Source organism: Herbidospora mongoliensis, assembly GCF_001570545.1.
In the GTDB taxonomy this organism is placed as follows: domain Bacteria; phylum Actinomycetota; class Actinomycetes; order Streptosporangiales; family Streptosporangiaceae; genus Herbidospora; species Herbidospora mongoliensis.
Genome location: NZ_BBXD01000008.1, coordinates 895480 through 910721 on the forward strand (window position 1 = coordinate 895480; position 15242 = coordinate 910721).

The 15242-nt window shown below is 68.8% G+C and carries 18 protein-coding genes and 1 pseudogene; 11 read left to right on the forward strand and 8 right to left on the reverse strand.

Annotated features, from left to right (window positions below):
* The first annotated feature begins 149 nt into the window (after positions 1-149).
* Positions 150-971, forward strand: a complete 822-nt coding sequence (locus tag AW272_RS04425) for a class I SAM-dependent methyltransferase (RefSeq protein WP_066361132.1) — start codon at positions 150-152, stop codon at positions 969-971.
* On the opposite strand, the gene AW272_RS04430 is transcribed toward AW272_RS04425, so the two are convergent.
* Together AW272_RS04430 and AW272_RS41780 are read right to left on the reverse strand one after the other, a co-directional pair.
* On the reverse strand, positions 956-1360 hold the full coding sequence (locus AW272_RS04430) for a hypothetical protein (protein WP_157518298.1): 405 nt from the start codon (positions 1358-1360) through the stop codon (positions 956-958). The two genes, AW272_RS04425 and AW272_RS04430, sit on opposite strands and share 16 nt — an antisense overlap.
* A 66-nt stretch (positions 1361-1426) precedes the next feature.
* Positions 1427-1903, reverse strand: coding sequence for a hypothetical protein (locus AW272_RS41780; RefSeq protein WP_157518300.1), 477 nt, complete (start codon positions 1901-1903; stop codon positions 1427-1429).
* Between the two features lie 157 nt (positions 1904-2060).
* Here AW272_RS41780 and AW272_RS04440 point away from each other — a divergent pair, with 157 nt between their 5' ends.
* The 3 genes from AW272_RS04440 to AW272_RS04450 are packed head-to-tail and all read left to right on the forward strand — an operon-like array spanning position 2061 to position 4006.
* Complete coding sequence (locus AW272_RS04440) at positions 2061-2996, forward strand: alpha/beta hydrolase (RefSeq protein WP_066361135.1); 936 nt, start codon at positions 2061-2063, stop codon at positions 2994-2996.
* A 40-nt stretch (positions 2997-3036) separates the two neighbouring features.
* Positions 3037-3609 carry a helix-turn-helix domain-containing protein gene (locus AW272_RS04445; protein ID WP_066361136.1) on the forward strand — a complete coding sequence of 191 codons (573 nt, stop codon included), beginning with the start codon at positions 3037-3039 and terminating at the stop codon, positions 3607-3609.
* A gap of 10 nt (positions 3610-3619) precedes the next feature.
* The gene (locus tag AW272_RS04450) at positions 3620-4006 is read left to right on the forward strand and encodes a TOBE domain-containing protein (RefSeq protein WP_066361137.1); all 387 of its coding nucleotides are present in this window, start codon (positions 3620-3622) and stop codon (positions 4004-4006) included.
* On the opposite strand, the gene AW272_RS04455 is transcribed toward AW272_RS04450, so the two are convergent.
* Positions 3972-4376 carry an STAS domain-containing protein gene (locus tag AW272_RS04455; protein WP_066361138.1) on the reverse strand — a complete coding sequence of 135 codons (405 nt, stop codon included), beginning with the start codon at positions 4374-4376 and terminating at the stop codon, positions 3972-3974. The genes AW272_RS04450 and AW272_RS04455 overlap by 35 nt on opposite strands.
* Before the next feature lie 114 nt (positions 4377-4490).
* Here AW272_RS04455 and AW272_RS04460 point away from each other — a divergent pair, with 114 nt between their 5' ends.
* The gene (locus AW272_RS04460; RefSeq protein ID WP_169807485.1) at positions 4491-4994 is read left to right on the forward strand and encodes an NUDIX hydrolase; all 504 of its coding nucleotides are present in this window, start codon (positions 4491-4493) and stop codon (positions 4992-4994) included.
* A 29-nt stretch (positions 4995-5023) separates the two neighbouring features.
* On the opposite strand, the gene AW272_RS04465 is transcribed toward AW272_RS04460, so the two are convergent.
* The gene (locus AW272_RS04465) at positions 5024-5875 is read right to left on the reverse strand and encodes an LLM class F420-dependent oxidoreductase (RefSeq protein WP_066361140.1); all 852 of its coding nucleotides are present in this window, start codon (positions 5873-5875) and stop codon (positions 5024-5026) included.
* A 325-nt stretch (positions 5876-6200) separates the two neighbouring features.
* On the opposite strand from AW272_RS04465, the gene AW272_RS04470 reads away from it, so the two are divergent.
* The 3 genes from AW272_RS04470 to AW272_RS04480 all read left to right on the forward strand — a co-directional run bounded on the left by AW272_RS04470 (position 6201) and on the right by AW272_RS04480 (position 9997).
* Complete coding sequence (locus tag AW272_RS04470; RefSeq protein ID WP_066361141.1) at positions 6201-6851, forward strand: TetR/AcrR family transcriptional regulator; 651 nt, start codon at positions 6201-6203, stop codon at positions 6849-6851.
* A gap of 194 nt (positions 6852-7045) precedes the next feature.
* Positions 7046-9181, forward strand: a complete 2136-nt coding sequence (locus AW272_RS04475; protein WP_245657183.1) for a thiamine pyrophosphate-binding protein — start codon at positions 7046-7048, stop codon at positions 9179-9181.
* Between the two features lie 48 nt (positions 9182-9229).
* Positions 9230-9997, forward strand: coding sequence for a neutral zinc metallopeptidase (locus tag AW272_RS04480; RefSeq protein ID WP_083957939.1), 768 nt, complete (start codon positions 9230-9232; stop codon positions 9995-9997).
* A gap of 94 nt (positions 9998-10091) precedes the next feature.
* On the opposite strand, the gene AW272_RS04485 is transcribed toward AW272_RS04480, so the two are convergent.
* Complete coding sequence (locus AW272_RS04485) at positions 10092-10601, reverse strand: RICIN domain-containing protein (RefSeq protein ID WP_066361144.1); 510 nt, start codon at positions 10599-10601, stop codon at positions 10092-10094.
* Positions 10602-10691: 90 nt separating this feature from the next.
* Positions 10692-11021 (reverse strand): hypothetical protein, encoded by a 330-nt coding sequence (locus AW272_RS04490; RefSeq protein ID WP_066361145.1) that lies wholly within the window; start codon positions 11019-11021, stop codon positions 10692-10694.
* On the opposite strand from AW272_RS04490, the gene AW272_RS04495 reads away from it, so the two are divergent.
* Both AW272_RS04495 and katG read left to right on the forward strand, forming a co-directional pair.
* Entirely contained in the window at positions 11020-11454 is a 435-nt protein-coding gene (locus AW272_RS04495) for a Fur family transcriptional regulator (RefSeq protein ID WP_066361146.1), read from the forward strand. The two genes, AW272_RS04490 and AW272_RS04495, sit on opposite strands and share 2 nt — an antisense overlap.
* A 31-nt stretch (positions 11455-11485) precedes the next feature.
* A complete protein-coding gene (katG, locus tag AW272_RS04500) occupies positions 11486-13696 on the forward strand; it encodes a catalase/peroxidase HPI (protein WP_066361147.1) in 2211 nt (736 codons plus the stop codon).
* 83 nt (positions 13697-13779) lie between these two features.
* Here katG and AW272_RS04505 read toward each other — a convergent pair whose 3' ends face one another.
* Together AW272_RS04505 and AW272_RS04510 are read right to left on the reverse strand one after the other, a co-directional pair.
* Complete coding sequence (locus tag AW272_RS04505) at positions 13780-14034, reverse strand: Txe/YoeB family addiction module toxin (protein WP_066361148.1); 255 nt, start codon at positions 14032-14034, stop codon at positions 13780-13782.
* Positions 14031-14291 carry a type II toxin-antitoxin system Phd/YefM family antitoxin gene (locus AW272_RS04510; RefSeq protein ID WP_066361149.1) on the reverse strand — a complete coding sequence of 87 codons (261 nt, stop codon included), beginning with the start codon at positions 14289-14291 and terminating at the stop codon, positions 14031-14033. Before AW272_RS04510 ends, AW272_RS04505 begins: the two co-directional genes overlap by 4 nt.
* Positions 14292-14730: 439 nt before the next feature.
* Between AW272_RS04510 and AW272_RS04515 the strand changes: the two are divergent.
* A pseudogene (locus AW272_RS04515) lies at positions 14731-15242 on the forward strand (IS5 family transposase); the annotation flags it as partial.

Sequence of the window (15242 nt, forward strand, 5' to 3'; positions counted from 1 at the left end):
GTGACCCTCCGCGCGCCTTCGCAAGGGAGCGCGGCGACCCCGGAGCGAAAGCGACGTCGGGGTGCGAAGCGACCAAGGGGAGCGCGAGGGGGCGAAAGCCCCTTCGCATCGGGGGCTCGGGGGGTCGTCCCCCCGTGTTCAATAGAGTGATGGACCGCGAGAAGATCACACTCGCCGGCGCCCAGGAGACGATGCTCGCCACCCTGTGGAGCCGAGCTCTCGACAGCCGCTCCGACCGCTCGATTCTGAAGGACGCGGCCGCGCGGCTGGCTGTGGAGCGGATCGACTACGACTTCGCCAAGACCGGGATCACGCCCGTGATGGCTGCGGGGGTGGCTCTGCGGGGGCTGCGGATCGACGAATGGACCCGCGATTTCCTGGAGCAGCACCCTTCCGCGACGGTGCTTCATCTGGCCTGCGGGCTCGACACCCGGGTGCAGCGGCTCGATCCGGGGCCGCTGGTGCGCTGGATCGACCTCGACTATCCGGAGGTGCTGGAGCTGCGCGATCGGGTGATCGACCGGCCCGACGGCGACTATCACTCCATCGCGTCCTCGGTCACGAGTGAGCGGTGGCTGGCCTCGGTGCCCGACGACCGGCCGACGGCGGTGGTGTTCGAGGGGCTGTCGATGTATCTGCGCGAAGACGACGGTCGTCGCCTGATCGAGCGGCTGACCGGCCGGTTCCCGAGCGGGGCGCTCATCTTCGACTGCCAGAACTCGACCGGGATCCGGCTGCAGAAGCTCAACCGGCCCGTCCGGCAGACCGGTGCGACCCTTCACTGGGCCATCGACGACCCACGTTCGCTGGAGTCGTGGCATCCGGGGCTGACGCTTCAGGAGGCGCAGAGCGTGGTCGACATGCCGGGCATCGAGGACTATCCGCGGTCAGGCCGGGTGGCGATGTGGATCATGGCGCACCTGCCGGGGTTCCGGAACATCGGGCAGATCCTGCGTTACTCCTGGCGCTGACCCCGCGTCGTGAGCCACGCCGCGAAGGCGAAACTGGCGGCGCCGAACGGGAGCAGGATGAACACGCCGCTGTCCGTGGGGCCGAGCAGGAGGAGCGCCGTGGTGGTGACGACGGTCAGCACCGACCCGACGACGGCCACCAGCCAGTGCCGCCGGACGCGAAGGACGGCCAGGGCGGCCCAGGCCACCACGGTCGCGACGGCGTAGGCGGCGAGGAGGTGCGGGACGATGCACTCCAGGCCGCCGGTGCAGATGAGCCGGGTGAGTTCGGTGGAGAGGTAGATCAGGCGCGCGGCGACGAGGACGAGTACAGGGACGGTCGCGCCGATGACGGCAGCGGCGATGATCTTGAAGCTGGGACTCGTGGATTTCCGCAAATCTGCGCCCATGTCGCCAATATTCACATTTCGGGGTGTGGGCGGAATGAGTACGTCTACTCAATCGGCGGGTCGGTCCTATGAGGGGATGAGCAGGGCGGCCAGCGGGTTGGCGGCCAGCAGCAGCACGGCGGCGAGGGCCCATTTCGCCGAGCCGATCAGGCGCAGCGCGGCCATGGCCCCGACGGCGAAACAGGTGGCGGTGAGCGGGAACAGGAACCAGTCGTACGTCTCCTGGACGAGTTGTGTGGTCAGCCGGCCGACCACGAGCGACAGGACCGCCCCGACGAGGACGACGAGCCACGCGGGCCGGACCCTGATCAGGGCCAGGGCGACCCAGGCGACCACCATCGTGGCGGCGATGGCGTAAAGGGTGATCGGGACGAAGCACTCCAGGCCGCCCGAGGAGCAGATGATCCCGCTCACCGGGGTCTCCGCGAGAAGACGCGCGGCGCCGAAGGTCACCAGCGGAAGGGTCGCGCCGATCAGGCCGGCGGCTGCGGTCTTTGTCAGTTCAGGGCGATTGCGGGTTAATTTCAGCAAATCAGTGCTCATGTCACCAATGTCGCGGTGACTGCCTTCGGGTGATTGAGTACGTCTACTCAATAGGGGCACGTTCCACGCCTAAATCGGCGTACATACCGCCACTCGTCGGGAATCGCCCACCGCTTGGCGCTTGGGGCTCACGGGACACGTAATCAGGATGTGAAGCATGAATGCCGTACCGTTCGATCCTGAACTCGCCGCCGCACTCACAGTGATCTCGGAGAACCTTCCGCCGTCGCTGACAGCCGAAATGATCCCGCTGATGCGTCAGGGGGTCGCCCCCGCCGAGGACCTCACTCTCGGTGGCATCGTGACCCTCGCCGACGTCGATCTCGGCGACGGGGTGTCGCTGCTCGTGTGCCGTCCGGTCGCGGCGCCGACGCCCGCGCCCGTCGTCTACTGGATCCACGGCGGCGGCATGATCCTGGGCGACCATCGCGTCGGCCTGGCCGACCCGCTGGCGTGGGCGGTGGAGCTCGGCCTGGTCGTCGTGTCGGTCGACTACCGGCTGGCGCCCGAACACCCCGACCCGACGCCCGTCGAGGACTGTTACCGGGGTCTGACGTATGTCGCCAAGAACGCCGCCGAGCTGGGGATCGACCCCGCCAGGATCGTCGTGGCGGGTGGCAGCGCCGGGGGCGGCCTGGCGGCGGGGACCGTGCTGCTGGCCCGGGACCGGGGCGGGCCCGAGGTGATCGGCCAGGTGCTGCTCTGCCCGATGCTGGACGACCGCAACCAGACCGTCTCCAGTCACCAGATGTCCGGACGCGGCATATGGGATCGGACCTCCAACGAGACCGGCTGGACCGCCCTTCTCGGCGACCGCCGGGGTGGGCCGGACGTGTCGATCTACGCCTCCCCGTCGCGGGCCACCGACCTGTCCGGCCTGCCGCCGGCCTTCATCGACGTCGGCTCGGCCGAGACGTTCCGGGACGAGGACGTCGCCTACGCCACGGCGATCTGGCAGTCGGGCGGCCAGGCCGAACTCCACGTGTGGCCGGGCGGTTTCCACGGCTTCGACATGATGGTCCCCCAGGCTGCGCTGTCCCAGCGCGCCAAGCAGGCCCGCCTCGACTGGCTGCGCCGGCTGCTCGGCCGCTGACCAGGGCTCGGTCACGGGTCGGCTGGGGGAGACTGGGGAGATGCGGGAGCTCGTCGGGCGGTTGGCCGCGCTTGATCCGGATGCCAGTGCCGCCGTGCAGGTCATCGCCTACTTCGATCGGCTCGCCGAAGGGCGGGCCGGGGTCGAGGCGACCGTGCGCGGGGTGGCGGTGCTGGCCGGGTGCGCGGCGCGGCTGGTCGACGAGGAGCGCGGCGTCTTCCTGCGGGTGCTGGCCGACGGGCATCGCGACGACCACGCCGACCCGCCCTCCGACGAGTGGCCGCGCCGAAGGGCCGGTGACGTCGAGCTGGTGCTGGAGAAGGCGGGTTCGCCCTCGCCGGTCGATCTGATGGTGCTGGAACGCGGGGTGGCGCTGGCCCGGGACGTCCTCGACCGGACCCGGGGCCGGGCGCCCGATCCCGCGCTGGTCGAACTCGGCGCGTCCACGAGCCTGCGGACCGCCGCGACCCAGATGAACCTGCACCATTCGACGCTGGTCGACCGGCTGGGCCGGGCCGAACAGCTGCTGGGCTGGGATGTCCGCGATCCCGGTGGCCGCTTCCGGCTCCAGCTGGCGTTCGCGCTGCGACGACTGCACGCCCACCCCGAATAGGCTGTCGCGCGTGGCCACGTTCAGGATCAGTGAGGCCGCGGCGATCCTCGGCGTGAGCGCCGACACCGTGCGCCGCTGGGTCGACTCCGGGCGGCTCGCCGCCAGTCGTGACGAGCACGGGCGGCGGCAGATCGAGGGCCCCGACCTGGCCGCCTTCGCCCGCACCCAGATCGCCGGGGAGACCGGTGGGGCCACCTCGTCGGCCCGCAACCGGTTCCGGGGGATCGTCACCGAGGTCGTGCGCGACACCGTGATGGCCCGGGTGGAGATCGCCGCCGGGCCGTTCCGGGTGGTGTCGCTGATGAGCCGTCAGGCCGCCGACGAGCTCGGGCTGGAGCCCGGGGCGGTCGCGGTGGCCGTGATCAAATCGACGAACGTGGTCGTGGAAGTCTCTTAGGCCCGGCGTGGGTGCGGTGGGGGCGGCGCGCCAGACGTACGCCCAGGGCTTCGGTGACCGAGCGGCAGACCGGCAGCCCCTCGGCGGCGAGCAGGCCGTTGACGCGGAGGACCTGGCGCGCGGGCGCGGCCAGGGTGAGGCCGCCGCCGCGAAGGCGGAGTTCCTCGTCGGCCCGGCAGAGGGTCAGCATGCCGCTGAGGTCGCTGAAGGCCAGGCCGGCCGCGGCGACGACGACACGGGTCACGCCGCGGGCCTGCAGGCCGATCAGGGTGGCCTCGACGACCGGCTGGGTGAACATGTCGAGTTCACCCACCAGAGTCATGATCACAGTTTCTGGACCGATGTCGGTGATGTCGACCGCCAGGTGCATGCACGTTCCCTTTCGCTCGGTAGTCACCGTCTCAGCCCATAGTCACCTTTGCGCGGCTCTCTGACCAGTAAGGTGGGATCCCAGTCATCCAGGGTGCCGGATATGTTGGTGACCATGATCCTTTATGAGAATCCCTGGCTGTCGCTGATGGAATCGGACGGATACGTCTATTCGCACGAGACCCGCTGCCAGGGGCGGATCGTGGCGGTGCTGCCCTATCGCGAGGCGCCCGGCGGGCGGGAGTTCCTGGTCCGGTCGGAGATCACGCCCTGCTGGGGAGCCGAGCCCATCCTGTCGGCGGTGACCGGCGGATATGAGGGCGGCGAGATCGCCGACGACGCGGTCAGGGAGCTCGAAGAGGAGACCGGATACGCGGTCACGCGGGCGGAGCTGATCGCGCTGGGGGAGTCGTACGCGTCCAAGTCGGCCGACACCGTCTACACGCTCTACGCGGTCGACGTGACGGGACGGGTGCCGGGGGAGGCGCTGGGGGACGGCAGTCCCCACGAGAGCCGGGCGACCACGCGGTGGCTGACGGCCGGGGAGCTGGCGCAGATCCGCGATCCACAGGTCGCGGTCCTGTATGTGCGCCTGCTGTCGAAGGCGGAGCCTGCCTGACCAGGCGCCGCCATCCAGTCGCTGTTGGGTTAAAAGAGGACCGTCGCCAGTTCCCGCCACTGGGTCAGCGGCAGTTCGCCCGCCGGAGTGCCGAGCACCTGGAGGCACACGTGGTCGGCGCCCGCGTCGCGGTGCTGGTTGAGTCGCACGGCGCACTGCTCGGGCGTGCCCCACACGAACAGCGCGTCGATCAGGCGGTCGCTGCCGCGGCCGGTCACGTCGTCGTCGGTGAAGCCGCCGCGCAGCCAGTTGTTCACGTAGTTCGGCATGGCCAGGTAGGGGTGCAGCGCCTCACGGGCGAGCTGCCGCGCGCGGGCCGGGTCGGTCTCCAGGACGACGCCCTGCTCGCACGCGACCAGCCGTCCGGGGCCGATCGCCGAGCGGATCGCGGCGGTCTGTTCGGGGGTCACCAGGTACGGGTGAGCGCCCGCCGCCCGGTTCTTTGCCACTTCCACCATTTTGGGACCGAGGGCGGCCAGCACCCGGCGGTCGGGGGTGACGCCTTCCTTGTCCAGTTCGTCCAGGTAGGTCGACATGGCGGTGAGTGGCTTCTGGTAGGCGCCCGGACGGAACCGGTCGACCATCGACTCGTGGCTGACCCCGAGGCCGAGCAGGAAGCGGCCGGTGTGGGCGGCGGACAGGGCGCGGGTGCGTTCGGCGGCCTCGCGGGCCGGGGTGGACCAGATGTTGGTGATGCCGGTGGCGACGGTGACGTCGGTCGTGGCGGACAGGATCTTCTCGGCGGTGTCGAGACCGCTGTCGGTCCCGCCCGGGACCCAGAGGGCGCCGTAGCCGAGTTTCTCCAGCTCGGCCGCGGCGTGGCCGACCTCGTCCGGGTTGTCGGTCCGGAACTCCCTTGCCCAAACGCCGTAGGGTTTCATGTCGCCTCTTTCGTGTGTTCGCGCCGGGGTGAACGGCGTTACCTGGTGACGTACCGTGATCAACAGCTGCCTAACCCCGATGCGATGGGTCGGTTGGCCGGGGGTGTTATGGATATCGTTAAATCCAACCCTGCTGCTTACCGAGTGTGGCGATCGACCTCGAATCCGCAGGTGGCGGGCCATGAGAATGCGTTTTCTCGGCTGTTCTGCAAATGGGCTCACCGAAAACAGCGCTGTTTGATCCGGCCAAAGGGATGGGCCATTGTCAAACGGCGTTGGGCGTTACCCTCATAGACAATTAAGTACACAGAGCAGAAGAGGTGCCATGGCCCGGCCCAAGGTCCCGCTGATCTCCCGGAGAAAGGTCCTGGAAACGGCGCTGGCGATCGTCGACGACGAGGGGCTCGACGCGCTCAGCATCCGCCGGTTGGGCGAGGCCCTGAACGTCAACGGGGCATCCCTCTACCACCATTTCCGGAACAAGGACGAGATCCTCGACGGGGTCACCCAACTGGCGCTGGAGAGTGTCGACTTCCCGCTGCCCGACGAGTCGAACTGGCGCGTGTGGCTGCCGTTGACCGCTTATCGGACGCGGGCCGCCCTCGTGGCCCATCCGGGGTTGATCCCGGTGATGTTGCGCCGGGCCTCCATGGGCATCGGAACTCCGGAGGCCGAACAGTGTGTGGCCCGCTTACAGCGGGAGGGCGTCTCGCCCGGAGTGATCGCACCACTGATCGAAAGCCTTGAACTGCTCGCGGTGACGAGCGCCCTCCAGGAGGTGGGGGCGAAGGCGATGGTCGCCCCCGACGCCACGAAGTCCGGCCTGGCGGCGGCCCGGGGCGCTCGGGGAGTGTCGCCCGGCGAGCTGTTCGAGGTGATGGTCTCCTCGACGATCTCGCTCGTGGAGAGCGCCATCACGCTGAAGGAGTCACGCGAGGCGCTGGAGCGGGTTCCGGCCGGCCGCGTTAGACGTTGACGCAGGTTGATGCCATAGTTTCGCCCGTGGAACGAGAACTGGGGCCAAACGACATTGATGTCCTGAAAGCCGTTGAACGCCGGGTTCTCTGGCTCTCCATGGCGATCGTCCACCATGCCAACCGGGTCCGTCCCAACCCATCGGGCCTCAAGGTGGGCGGCCATCAGGCGTCTTCCGCCTCCATGGTCTCGATCATGACCGAGCTCTGGTTCCGGCATCTGCGACCGGAAGACCGGGTGTCGGTCAAACCCCACGCCTCGCCGGTCCTGCACGCCATCAACTACCTGCTGGGCGACCTGGACAAGCGCTACCTCACGACCCTTCGCGAGTTCGGCGGCCTCCAGTCCTATCCCAGCCGCGCCAAGGACCCCGACCAGGTCGACTACTCGACCGGCTCGGTCGGCATCGGCGCCACCGCCCCGATCTGGGGCGCCCTGGCCCGCCGCTACGTCGACTCGATGACCGGCGGCGCGACGCAGGGCCGGCAGTATTCGCTCGTCGGCGACGCGGAACTCGACGAGGGCGCGGTCTGGGAGGCGATCGGCGACCCCATGGTCTCGGGCCTGGGGGAGATCGTCTGGATCGTCGACCTCAACCGTCAGTCGCTCGACCGGGTGGTTCCGGCGCTGGGAACCCCGCGCCTCCAGGGCATGTTCGCCGCGGCGGGCTGGCAGGTGATCACCGTCAAGTACGGCGACCTGCTGGAGTCCCTCTTCCACGAGCCGGGCGGAGAGGCGCTGCGCAAGCGCATCGACGCCATGCCCAACCCCGAATACCAGCGGCTGCTCCGCTGCTCGCCCGAGCAGCTCCGCGAGCGCTTTCCGGCCGGTGACCCGGAGATCGCCGAGCTCCTCGCGGGCTTGGACGACGCCACACTCACCCGCGCGGTCAGGAACCTCGGCGGCCACGACTTCACCGCACTCAACCAGGCCTTCGCCGAGATCGACGACACCCGCCCGACGGTCATCTTCGCCTACACCGTCAAGGGCCACGGCCTGGCCGTCGAGGGCCACCCGCAGAACCACAGCTCCCTGCTCACCGTGGAACAGCTCGGCGAACTGGCCGGACAGGTCGGCGCCGACGCCGGCGACCCCTGGGCGGTCTTCCCCGAGGATTCACCCGAGGCCAGGTTCTGCGCCGACGTCAGCGCAGGCCTCGCGCGGCCGCCGGTCGCCACGATGTTCCCGCCCCAGGTCCCGACCGACTTCGGCCGCACCCCCGCGGGCACCGCGACCACGCAGGCGGCGCTGGGCCGGACCCTCCTCGACCTGACCCGCTCGGCCCCCGACGCGGCGCGCCGGGTCGTCACGCTCAGCCCCGACGTCAGCTCGTCGACGAACCTCGGCGGCTGGGTCAACAAGGTCGGCGTCTGGTCGGCGACCGAACAGGTCGACTGGTTCGCCGACGACCCCGAGACGATCCTGCACTGGCGTGAGCGGCCCACCGGCCAGCACATGGAGCTCGGCATCGCCGAGACCAACCTCGTCGGGCTGCTCGGCGAGCTCGGCGCCACGTGGTCGCGCTGGGGGCAGCCGCTGCTGCCGATCGGCGTCCTGTACGACCCGTTCGTCCAGCGGGCCCACGAGCCGTGGTCGTTCGGCATCTACGCCGGTGGTCAGTCGATCCTGGTCGGCACCCCGTCGGGGGTCACGCTGGCCCCGGAGGGCGGCGCGCACCAGTCGATCACCACGCCGTCGCTGGGGCTGGAACAGCCGGGATGCGTGACGTACGAGCCCGCGTTCGCCCTCGACGTCGAGTGGACCCTGCTCGCCTCCCTCGCCCGGCTCGGCCGTCCCGACGGCGGCTCCGCCTACCTGCGGCTGTCGACCCGGCCGGTCGACCAGTCGCTCGCCGAGGTGCCCGCCGACCCGGCGGCCAGGGAGCGGAGGCGGCGGCAGGCGGTCGCGGGGGCGTACCTGCTCAGGAAGGCCCCCGGAGACCCCGCGGTGACGATCGTCGCGATGGGCGCGACCGTCCCGGAAGCGCTCTCCGCGATCGAACGGCTGCAGCGGCTCGGGATCCGCGCCGACGTCGTCTGCGTCACCAGCCCCGGGCTGCTGTTCACCGCCACGCAGGCCAAGGCCGGCCGGCAGGACGGCGCGACCTGGGTGCTGGACGTCGCCTTCCCCGCCCACCGGGCCGCGCCGATGGTCACGGTGCTCGACGGGCATCCGCACACGCTGGCGTTCCTGGCCGGGATCAACAACGTGAAGGCGCTGCACCTCGGGGTCACCAGGTTCGGCCAGTCGGGCGACCTCGAATCGGTCTACCGCTACCACGGCATCGACGCCGATGCCATCGTCGGGGCTGTCCTGGATGTGTCAGGTTGAGCCGTTTCGGGTTGTGATCAATGTTGTAAGCCCTACCATTTCGGACTCGTGACGAGAATTACTCGCTATTTCGCTATAGCCACGCTGATCGCGGCGGGGACCCTGCTGGCGACACCGCCCGCTCAGGCCTCCGCCAAGGTGCCCAAGTCCGTGGCGACGGCGAATCCGCTGTACAAGACGAGGTTCGGTTCGGTCAACTGCGGGGCCGGCACGCCGCGGGCCGGCAGCCGGGCCTCCTACCGGACCTTCCTCATCAAGGTGAACACCTGCCTTGCCACCGCCTGGCGGAAGTCGTTCGCCCAGGCGGGCAAGAAGTTCCGGGCGCCGAAAATGGTGCTGGTCAACAAGCGGGGCAACACGTCCTGCGGAAAGTTCCCGTCCCGGTTCGTGGGCTACTACTGCTACAACACCGAGACGCTCTACATCTACATGTGGAGCACGCCGATCAAGAACGGCTACGGGCTGTGGGGCGCCGAGTTGCTGGCGCACGAATACGGCCACCACATCCAGGGGCTGGCCGGGATTCGCGCGTACTCGCTGCAGGTGCCGGGGAACGAGAGCTCCCGCCGCCTCGAACTCCAGGCGCAGTGCTTCTCCGGGGCGTTCCTGCGCAGTGTCAGCGGCTCGATTCCGGGCATCGCCGAGAACTGGGCCTACGAGATCGACTGGTACAAGAAGAACGGCGGAGACCAGGCGGGTGCGCCGGCCGACCACGGGAGCGGGCCGAACAACTCCTACTGGCTGAACCGGGGCTGGAAGACGGCGAGCCCGGGGTCGTGCAACACCTGGAGTGCCGGGCGGGCCCGGGTGGCTTGACGTTCCAGAAGTTCGATCGCCGTGGGCCGGTGACACGCGGAAACCGGGTGGGACGTCCCGCGTCCCACCCGGTCCCGTCTGATCAGTGGCCGGATCAGTAGATGTACCAGGCGCGCGACGGGTGGGAGTCGCAGGTGAACTGCACGAGCGGCACGTTCGGGGCGGTGGAGACGCCGCCCGACACGGTCAGGCACTTGCCCGTCTGCACGTTCTGGAGCTTGTAGAGGCCCGGCGTACCGGTGTAGTTCAGCAGCCAGGACCGCGAGTTGTGGTTGTCGCAGTCGAACTGCACGACCGGCAGGTTGTTGTCGGTCGAGACGCCCCCGGCCGGGGTGAGGCACTTGCCGGTGTAGACGTTCTGGATCTTGACACCGCCGCCGACGCCGGGCGCGAGGGTCCACCGCCGCGAACCGTGGCTGTCGCAGTAGTACTGGACGGCCGGGACGTTGTTGGCCGTGGAGACGCCGCCGGAGATGGTCGCGCACAGGCCCGTCTGCTGATTCTGCACGTAGTAGTTCACCGACGCCTGCGCGGGGACGGCCGCGAGCGCGATTGCGGCCACGGCCGCGAGTGCGATTCCGGTGCGCTTGATGGTGCGGAACATTGATCTCTCCCGATTCTCAGGGGCTGGGGTGAGACCAGACTCGGGGGGTTTGGCACGTTCCACATGAGTAGCCCCCTGCCCAACCGGTTCTCAGCAGGTGCGCAGGGCGTCCTCGACGAAGGTCATCGCCTCGGGGTGCCGGCGGAGCAGGCCAAGGCTGTGGTCGCCGACCGGGAGGATTTTGAGCCGCCCCTTCGTGGTCTGGGGGATCTTCTCGAAGAGGGCCGTGGCGTTGGCGCCGAAGTCGGTCTCGGCGACCGTCCACAGGCTGGGAACCGGTCTGTTCTCGGTCAGCGGGGTGACGCCGCCCTCGATGCCGGTGAGCGGGGAGGGACATGAGCCGGGATCGTAACGGATGCCTAGACTTGGGTCATTCGTAAACTTGTATCGTTCGTGTTTAGGGCGGTAGGTTGGGCTCATGACGGCACCCACTGGTCAGACCATCGCGGAGGAGTTGCGCGGGGCGGGACTGCGGGTGACGGCGGCCCGCGTCGCCTTGCTGGAGACCGTGCGGGGTGGCAACCACCTCGGCGTCGAAGACATCGCCACGGGCATCCGTGACCGGGTCGGTCACGTCTCACTTCAAGCTGTTTACGAGGCCCTGCACGCGCTGACCGCCGCGGGGCTCGTCCGCCGGATCGAACCGGCCGGGAGTCCCGCCCGGTTCGAGGGACGCGTCGGAGACAACCACCATCACGTCGTGTGTCGGTCGTGCGGCGTCGTCGCCGACGTCGACTGCGCCGTGGGGGAGGTGCCCTGCCTGACCGCGTCCGATGCCCACGGCTTCCAGATCGACGAGGCCGAGGTCATCTATTGGGGGCGCTGCCCCAGCTGTTCCGCCACTGCGAGCTGACCCAGAGCTGACATAGTCCGGAAGGATTTCGATGTCCGAGAACCACGACGCCATCGTCACCGACGCGAAAGAAGAGGGCGTCTGCCCTGTCGCGCACGTTCGCGTAGCCCACCCGACCCAGGGCGGCGGCAACCGCACGTGGTGGCCTGACCGGCTCAACCTGAAGATCCTCGCCAAGAACCCCGCTGTCGCGAACCCCCTTGGCGACGACTTCGACTACGCGGCCGCCTTCAACAGCCTTGACCTCGCGGCCGTCAAGAGTGACATCGCCGAGGTGCTGACGACGTCCCAGGACTGGTGGCCCGCCGACTTCGGCCACTACGGCCCGTTCATGATCCGCATGGCTTGGCACAGCGCGGGGACCTACCGCATCCAGGACGGCCGCGGTGGCGCCGGCGCCGGTCAGCAGCGTTTCGCGCCGCTGAACAGCTGGCCCGACAACGGCAACCTCGACAAGGCCCGCCGTCTGCTGTGGCCGGTGAAGAAGAAGTACGGCCAGTCGCTCTCGTGGGCCGACCTTTTGATCCTTACCGGCAACGTGGCGCTTGAGACGATGGGCTTCCAGACCTTCGGCTACGCCGGTGGCCGCGCCGATGTGTGGGAGCCGGAAGAGGACGTCTACTGGGGCCCCGAGTCGGTCTGGCTCGACGACCAGCGCTACACGGGCGACCGTGACCTGGAGAGCCCGCTCGGCGCCGTCCAGATGGGCCTCATCTACGTCAACCCCGAGGGCCCCAACGGCAACCCCGACCCGCTGGCCTCCGCCCGCGACATCCGGGAGACCTTCCGCCGCATGGCGATGAACGACGAGGAGACCGTCGCCCTCATCGCCGGTGGCCACACCTTCGGCAAGACCCACGGCGCCGGCCCGGCCGACCACGTCGGCGCCGACCCCGAGGCCGCCTCGTTCGAGGAGCAGGGCCTCGGCTGGCGCAACACCTTCGGCACCGGCAAGGGCGCCGACGCGATCACCTCCGGCCTCGAGGGCATCTGGACCACCAAGCCGACCCAGTGGAGCAACGACTTCTTCGAGATCCTCTTCGGCTACGAGTGGGAGCTGTTCAAGAGCCCCGCGGGCGCCAACCAGTGGCGTCCGCAGAACGGCGCCGGCGCGGGCACCGTCCCCGACGCCCACGACCCGGCCAAGAAGGTCGCGCCGACCATGCTCACGACGGACCTCGCGCTGCGCGTCGACCCGATCTACGAGCAGATCTCCCGCCGCTTCCTCACGAACCCCGCCGAGTTCGCCGACGCCTTCGCCCGCGCGTGGTTCAAGCTGACCCACCGCGACATGGGCCCGGTCGTGCGCTACCTCGGCCCGGAGGTCCCCTCCGAGGTCCTCGACTGGCAGGACCCGCTGCCCGCCCGTTCGGGTGAGCTCCTCGACGCCGCCGACGTGACGGCGCTGAAGGCGCAGATCCTCGACTCGGGCCTGTCGGTCCCGCAGCTCGTCTCGGCGGCGTGGGCCTCGGCCTCCTCCTTCCGCGGCAGCGACAAGCGCGGCGGCGCCAACGGCGCCCGCATCCGCCTCCAGCCGCAGATCGGCTGGGAGGTCAACGACCCCGACCAGCTCGCCAGCGTGCTGTCCACCCTGGAAGGCATCCAGGCCTCCTTCGGCAAGCCGGTGTCCCTGGCCGACCTGATCGTGCTGGCAGGCACGGCCGCGGTCGAGCAGGCCGCCCGCGACGGCGGCCACGAGATCGAGGTCCCGTTCACCCCGGGCCGCGTCGACGCCACGGCGGAGCAGACCGACGTGGAGTCGTTCGCGGCGCTGGAGCCGGTCGCCGACGGTTTCCGCAACTACGTCGGCAAGGGCAACCACCGCTACCCGGCCGAATACCTGCTGCTCGACCGCGCCAACCTGCTGACCCTGAGCGCCCCCGAGCTGACCGTCCTGGTAGGCGGCCTGCGGGTGCTCGGCGCCAACACGGGCCAGTCGGCCCAGGGTGTCCTGACGACCCGTCCCGGGACTCTGACCAACGACTTCTTCGTCAACCTGCTCGACCTGGGGACGACCTGGAAGGCGACGACGGAGGACCAGACGGCCTTCGAGGGCCGCGACTCCGCGACCGGCGAGGTCAAGTGGACCGGCAGCCGGGCCGACCTGGTGTTCGGCTCGAACTCGGAGCTGCGCGCGCTGGCGGAGGTCTACGCGAGCGACGACGCCGCCCAGAAGTTCGTGGCCGACTTCGCGAAGGCCTGGGTCAAGGTCATGAACCTCGACCGCTTCGACCTGGTCTGACCTGCTAGTCACATCGAGCCGGCCCGCGCATCACGCGGGCCGGCTCGCTGGTTTTCAGGCGGTGTACGTATTCGCCGTCATGGTCAGTAGTGATACCGCGCCTGAAGGATGATCAGTTCGTCGTTGACCGGGAGGTAGACGAGCCGGTGTTCGTCGGTGATCCTTCGGGACCAGGCTCCTTGAAGAGCGTGTTTGAGCGGTTCGGGCTTGCCGATGCCGGTGTACGGGTCGCGCAGCGTCTCTTCGATGAGCCTGTTGATCCGTTTGAGGATCTGCCTGTCACTGGACTGCCAGGAGGTGTAGTCCTCCCAGGCTTCGGGGGTGAAGGAGAGCTTCATTCCTGATCGTCGGCGTCGATCAGCTCGCGGATCTCATGGTTGCCTTCCAGCGCCTTCTGGTAGGAGGAGATGAGCCTGCGCATGTTGGCGGGCGAGCGCAGCAGGTATGCCGTCTCCTTCAGCGCCTCGTACTCGGCGGCCGGCACCAGGTAAGCGCGGTTGTGCTTGGAGACGATCTCCACGGACGCGCTGTCTTCGTTCACCTCGTCGATGAGGGGAAAGAGTCGGCGCCGGGCTTCGCTTGCGGTAATCGACATGGAACCCTCCAATGAGAGTGGTACTAAATATGGTACCGCATTCCACGTGTCGTGTATTTGTAAGATCACGATAAGTAGCTATGGGGAGAGCCCACGACATCCCAGGGCCGGGCCGAGCTGATAATCATCGGCGCCAGCGATCTGCTGCCGATGCTGCCGGCGGAGAACATGTCGTGACTCCGGGTCGCCGAAATGGCCGGTCGGTGAGATCGAGCGGATCACCAACGAGGACGTTCGGAACTCCCTCAACTGCGACGTCGCGACCGCAGGCAACCAGCTCGCCCGGTTGAGGCGGAAAGGATCGATCGATTTCGCTCCCGGGTGGCCCTCGCCGAGGGGTGAAGGTCGTTTACGTGGGATCGGGCCCGCTAAGAGCTCCTAACAGAATGAGCTCCGTTGTGTTTTGATCTCTCGCTGAGGCGGCAGCGGGAGGGCAAACATGGCACGGCAGAAGCCGTGGGAGATCAGCGACGAGTTATGGCAGGTCATTGAGCCATTGCTCCCTAAGCATCAGCGGCGGTTGCGACATCCGGGACGTCGGCGGCTGGACGACCGACGGGCGTTGCAGGGCATCCTGTTCGTGCTGCACACCGGAATCGCCTGGGAGCACCTGCCGCAAGAACTCGGGTACGGCTCGGGCATGACCTGCTGGCGGCGTCTGGCCGAGTGGAACAAGGCCGGGGTGTGGCAGCGGCTGCACGAGGTGCTGCTGGATCGCCTGCGCGGCGCCGATGCCCTGGACCTCTCCAGAGCCGCAGTCGATTCCTCGCAGATCAGAGCGCTAAAAGGGGGGCGCAGACCGGCCCGTCACCCGTCGACCGAGGGCGGGCTGGAAGCAAACACCACCTGATTACCGATGCCACCGGCATTCCGCTCGCGGTGATCCTCACCGGAGCCAACCGCAACGATGTCACCCAGTTGCTGCCCCTGCTGCACGCCATCCCCAAGATC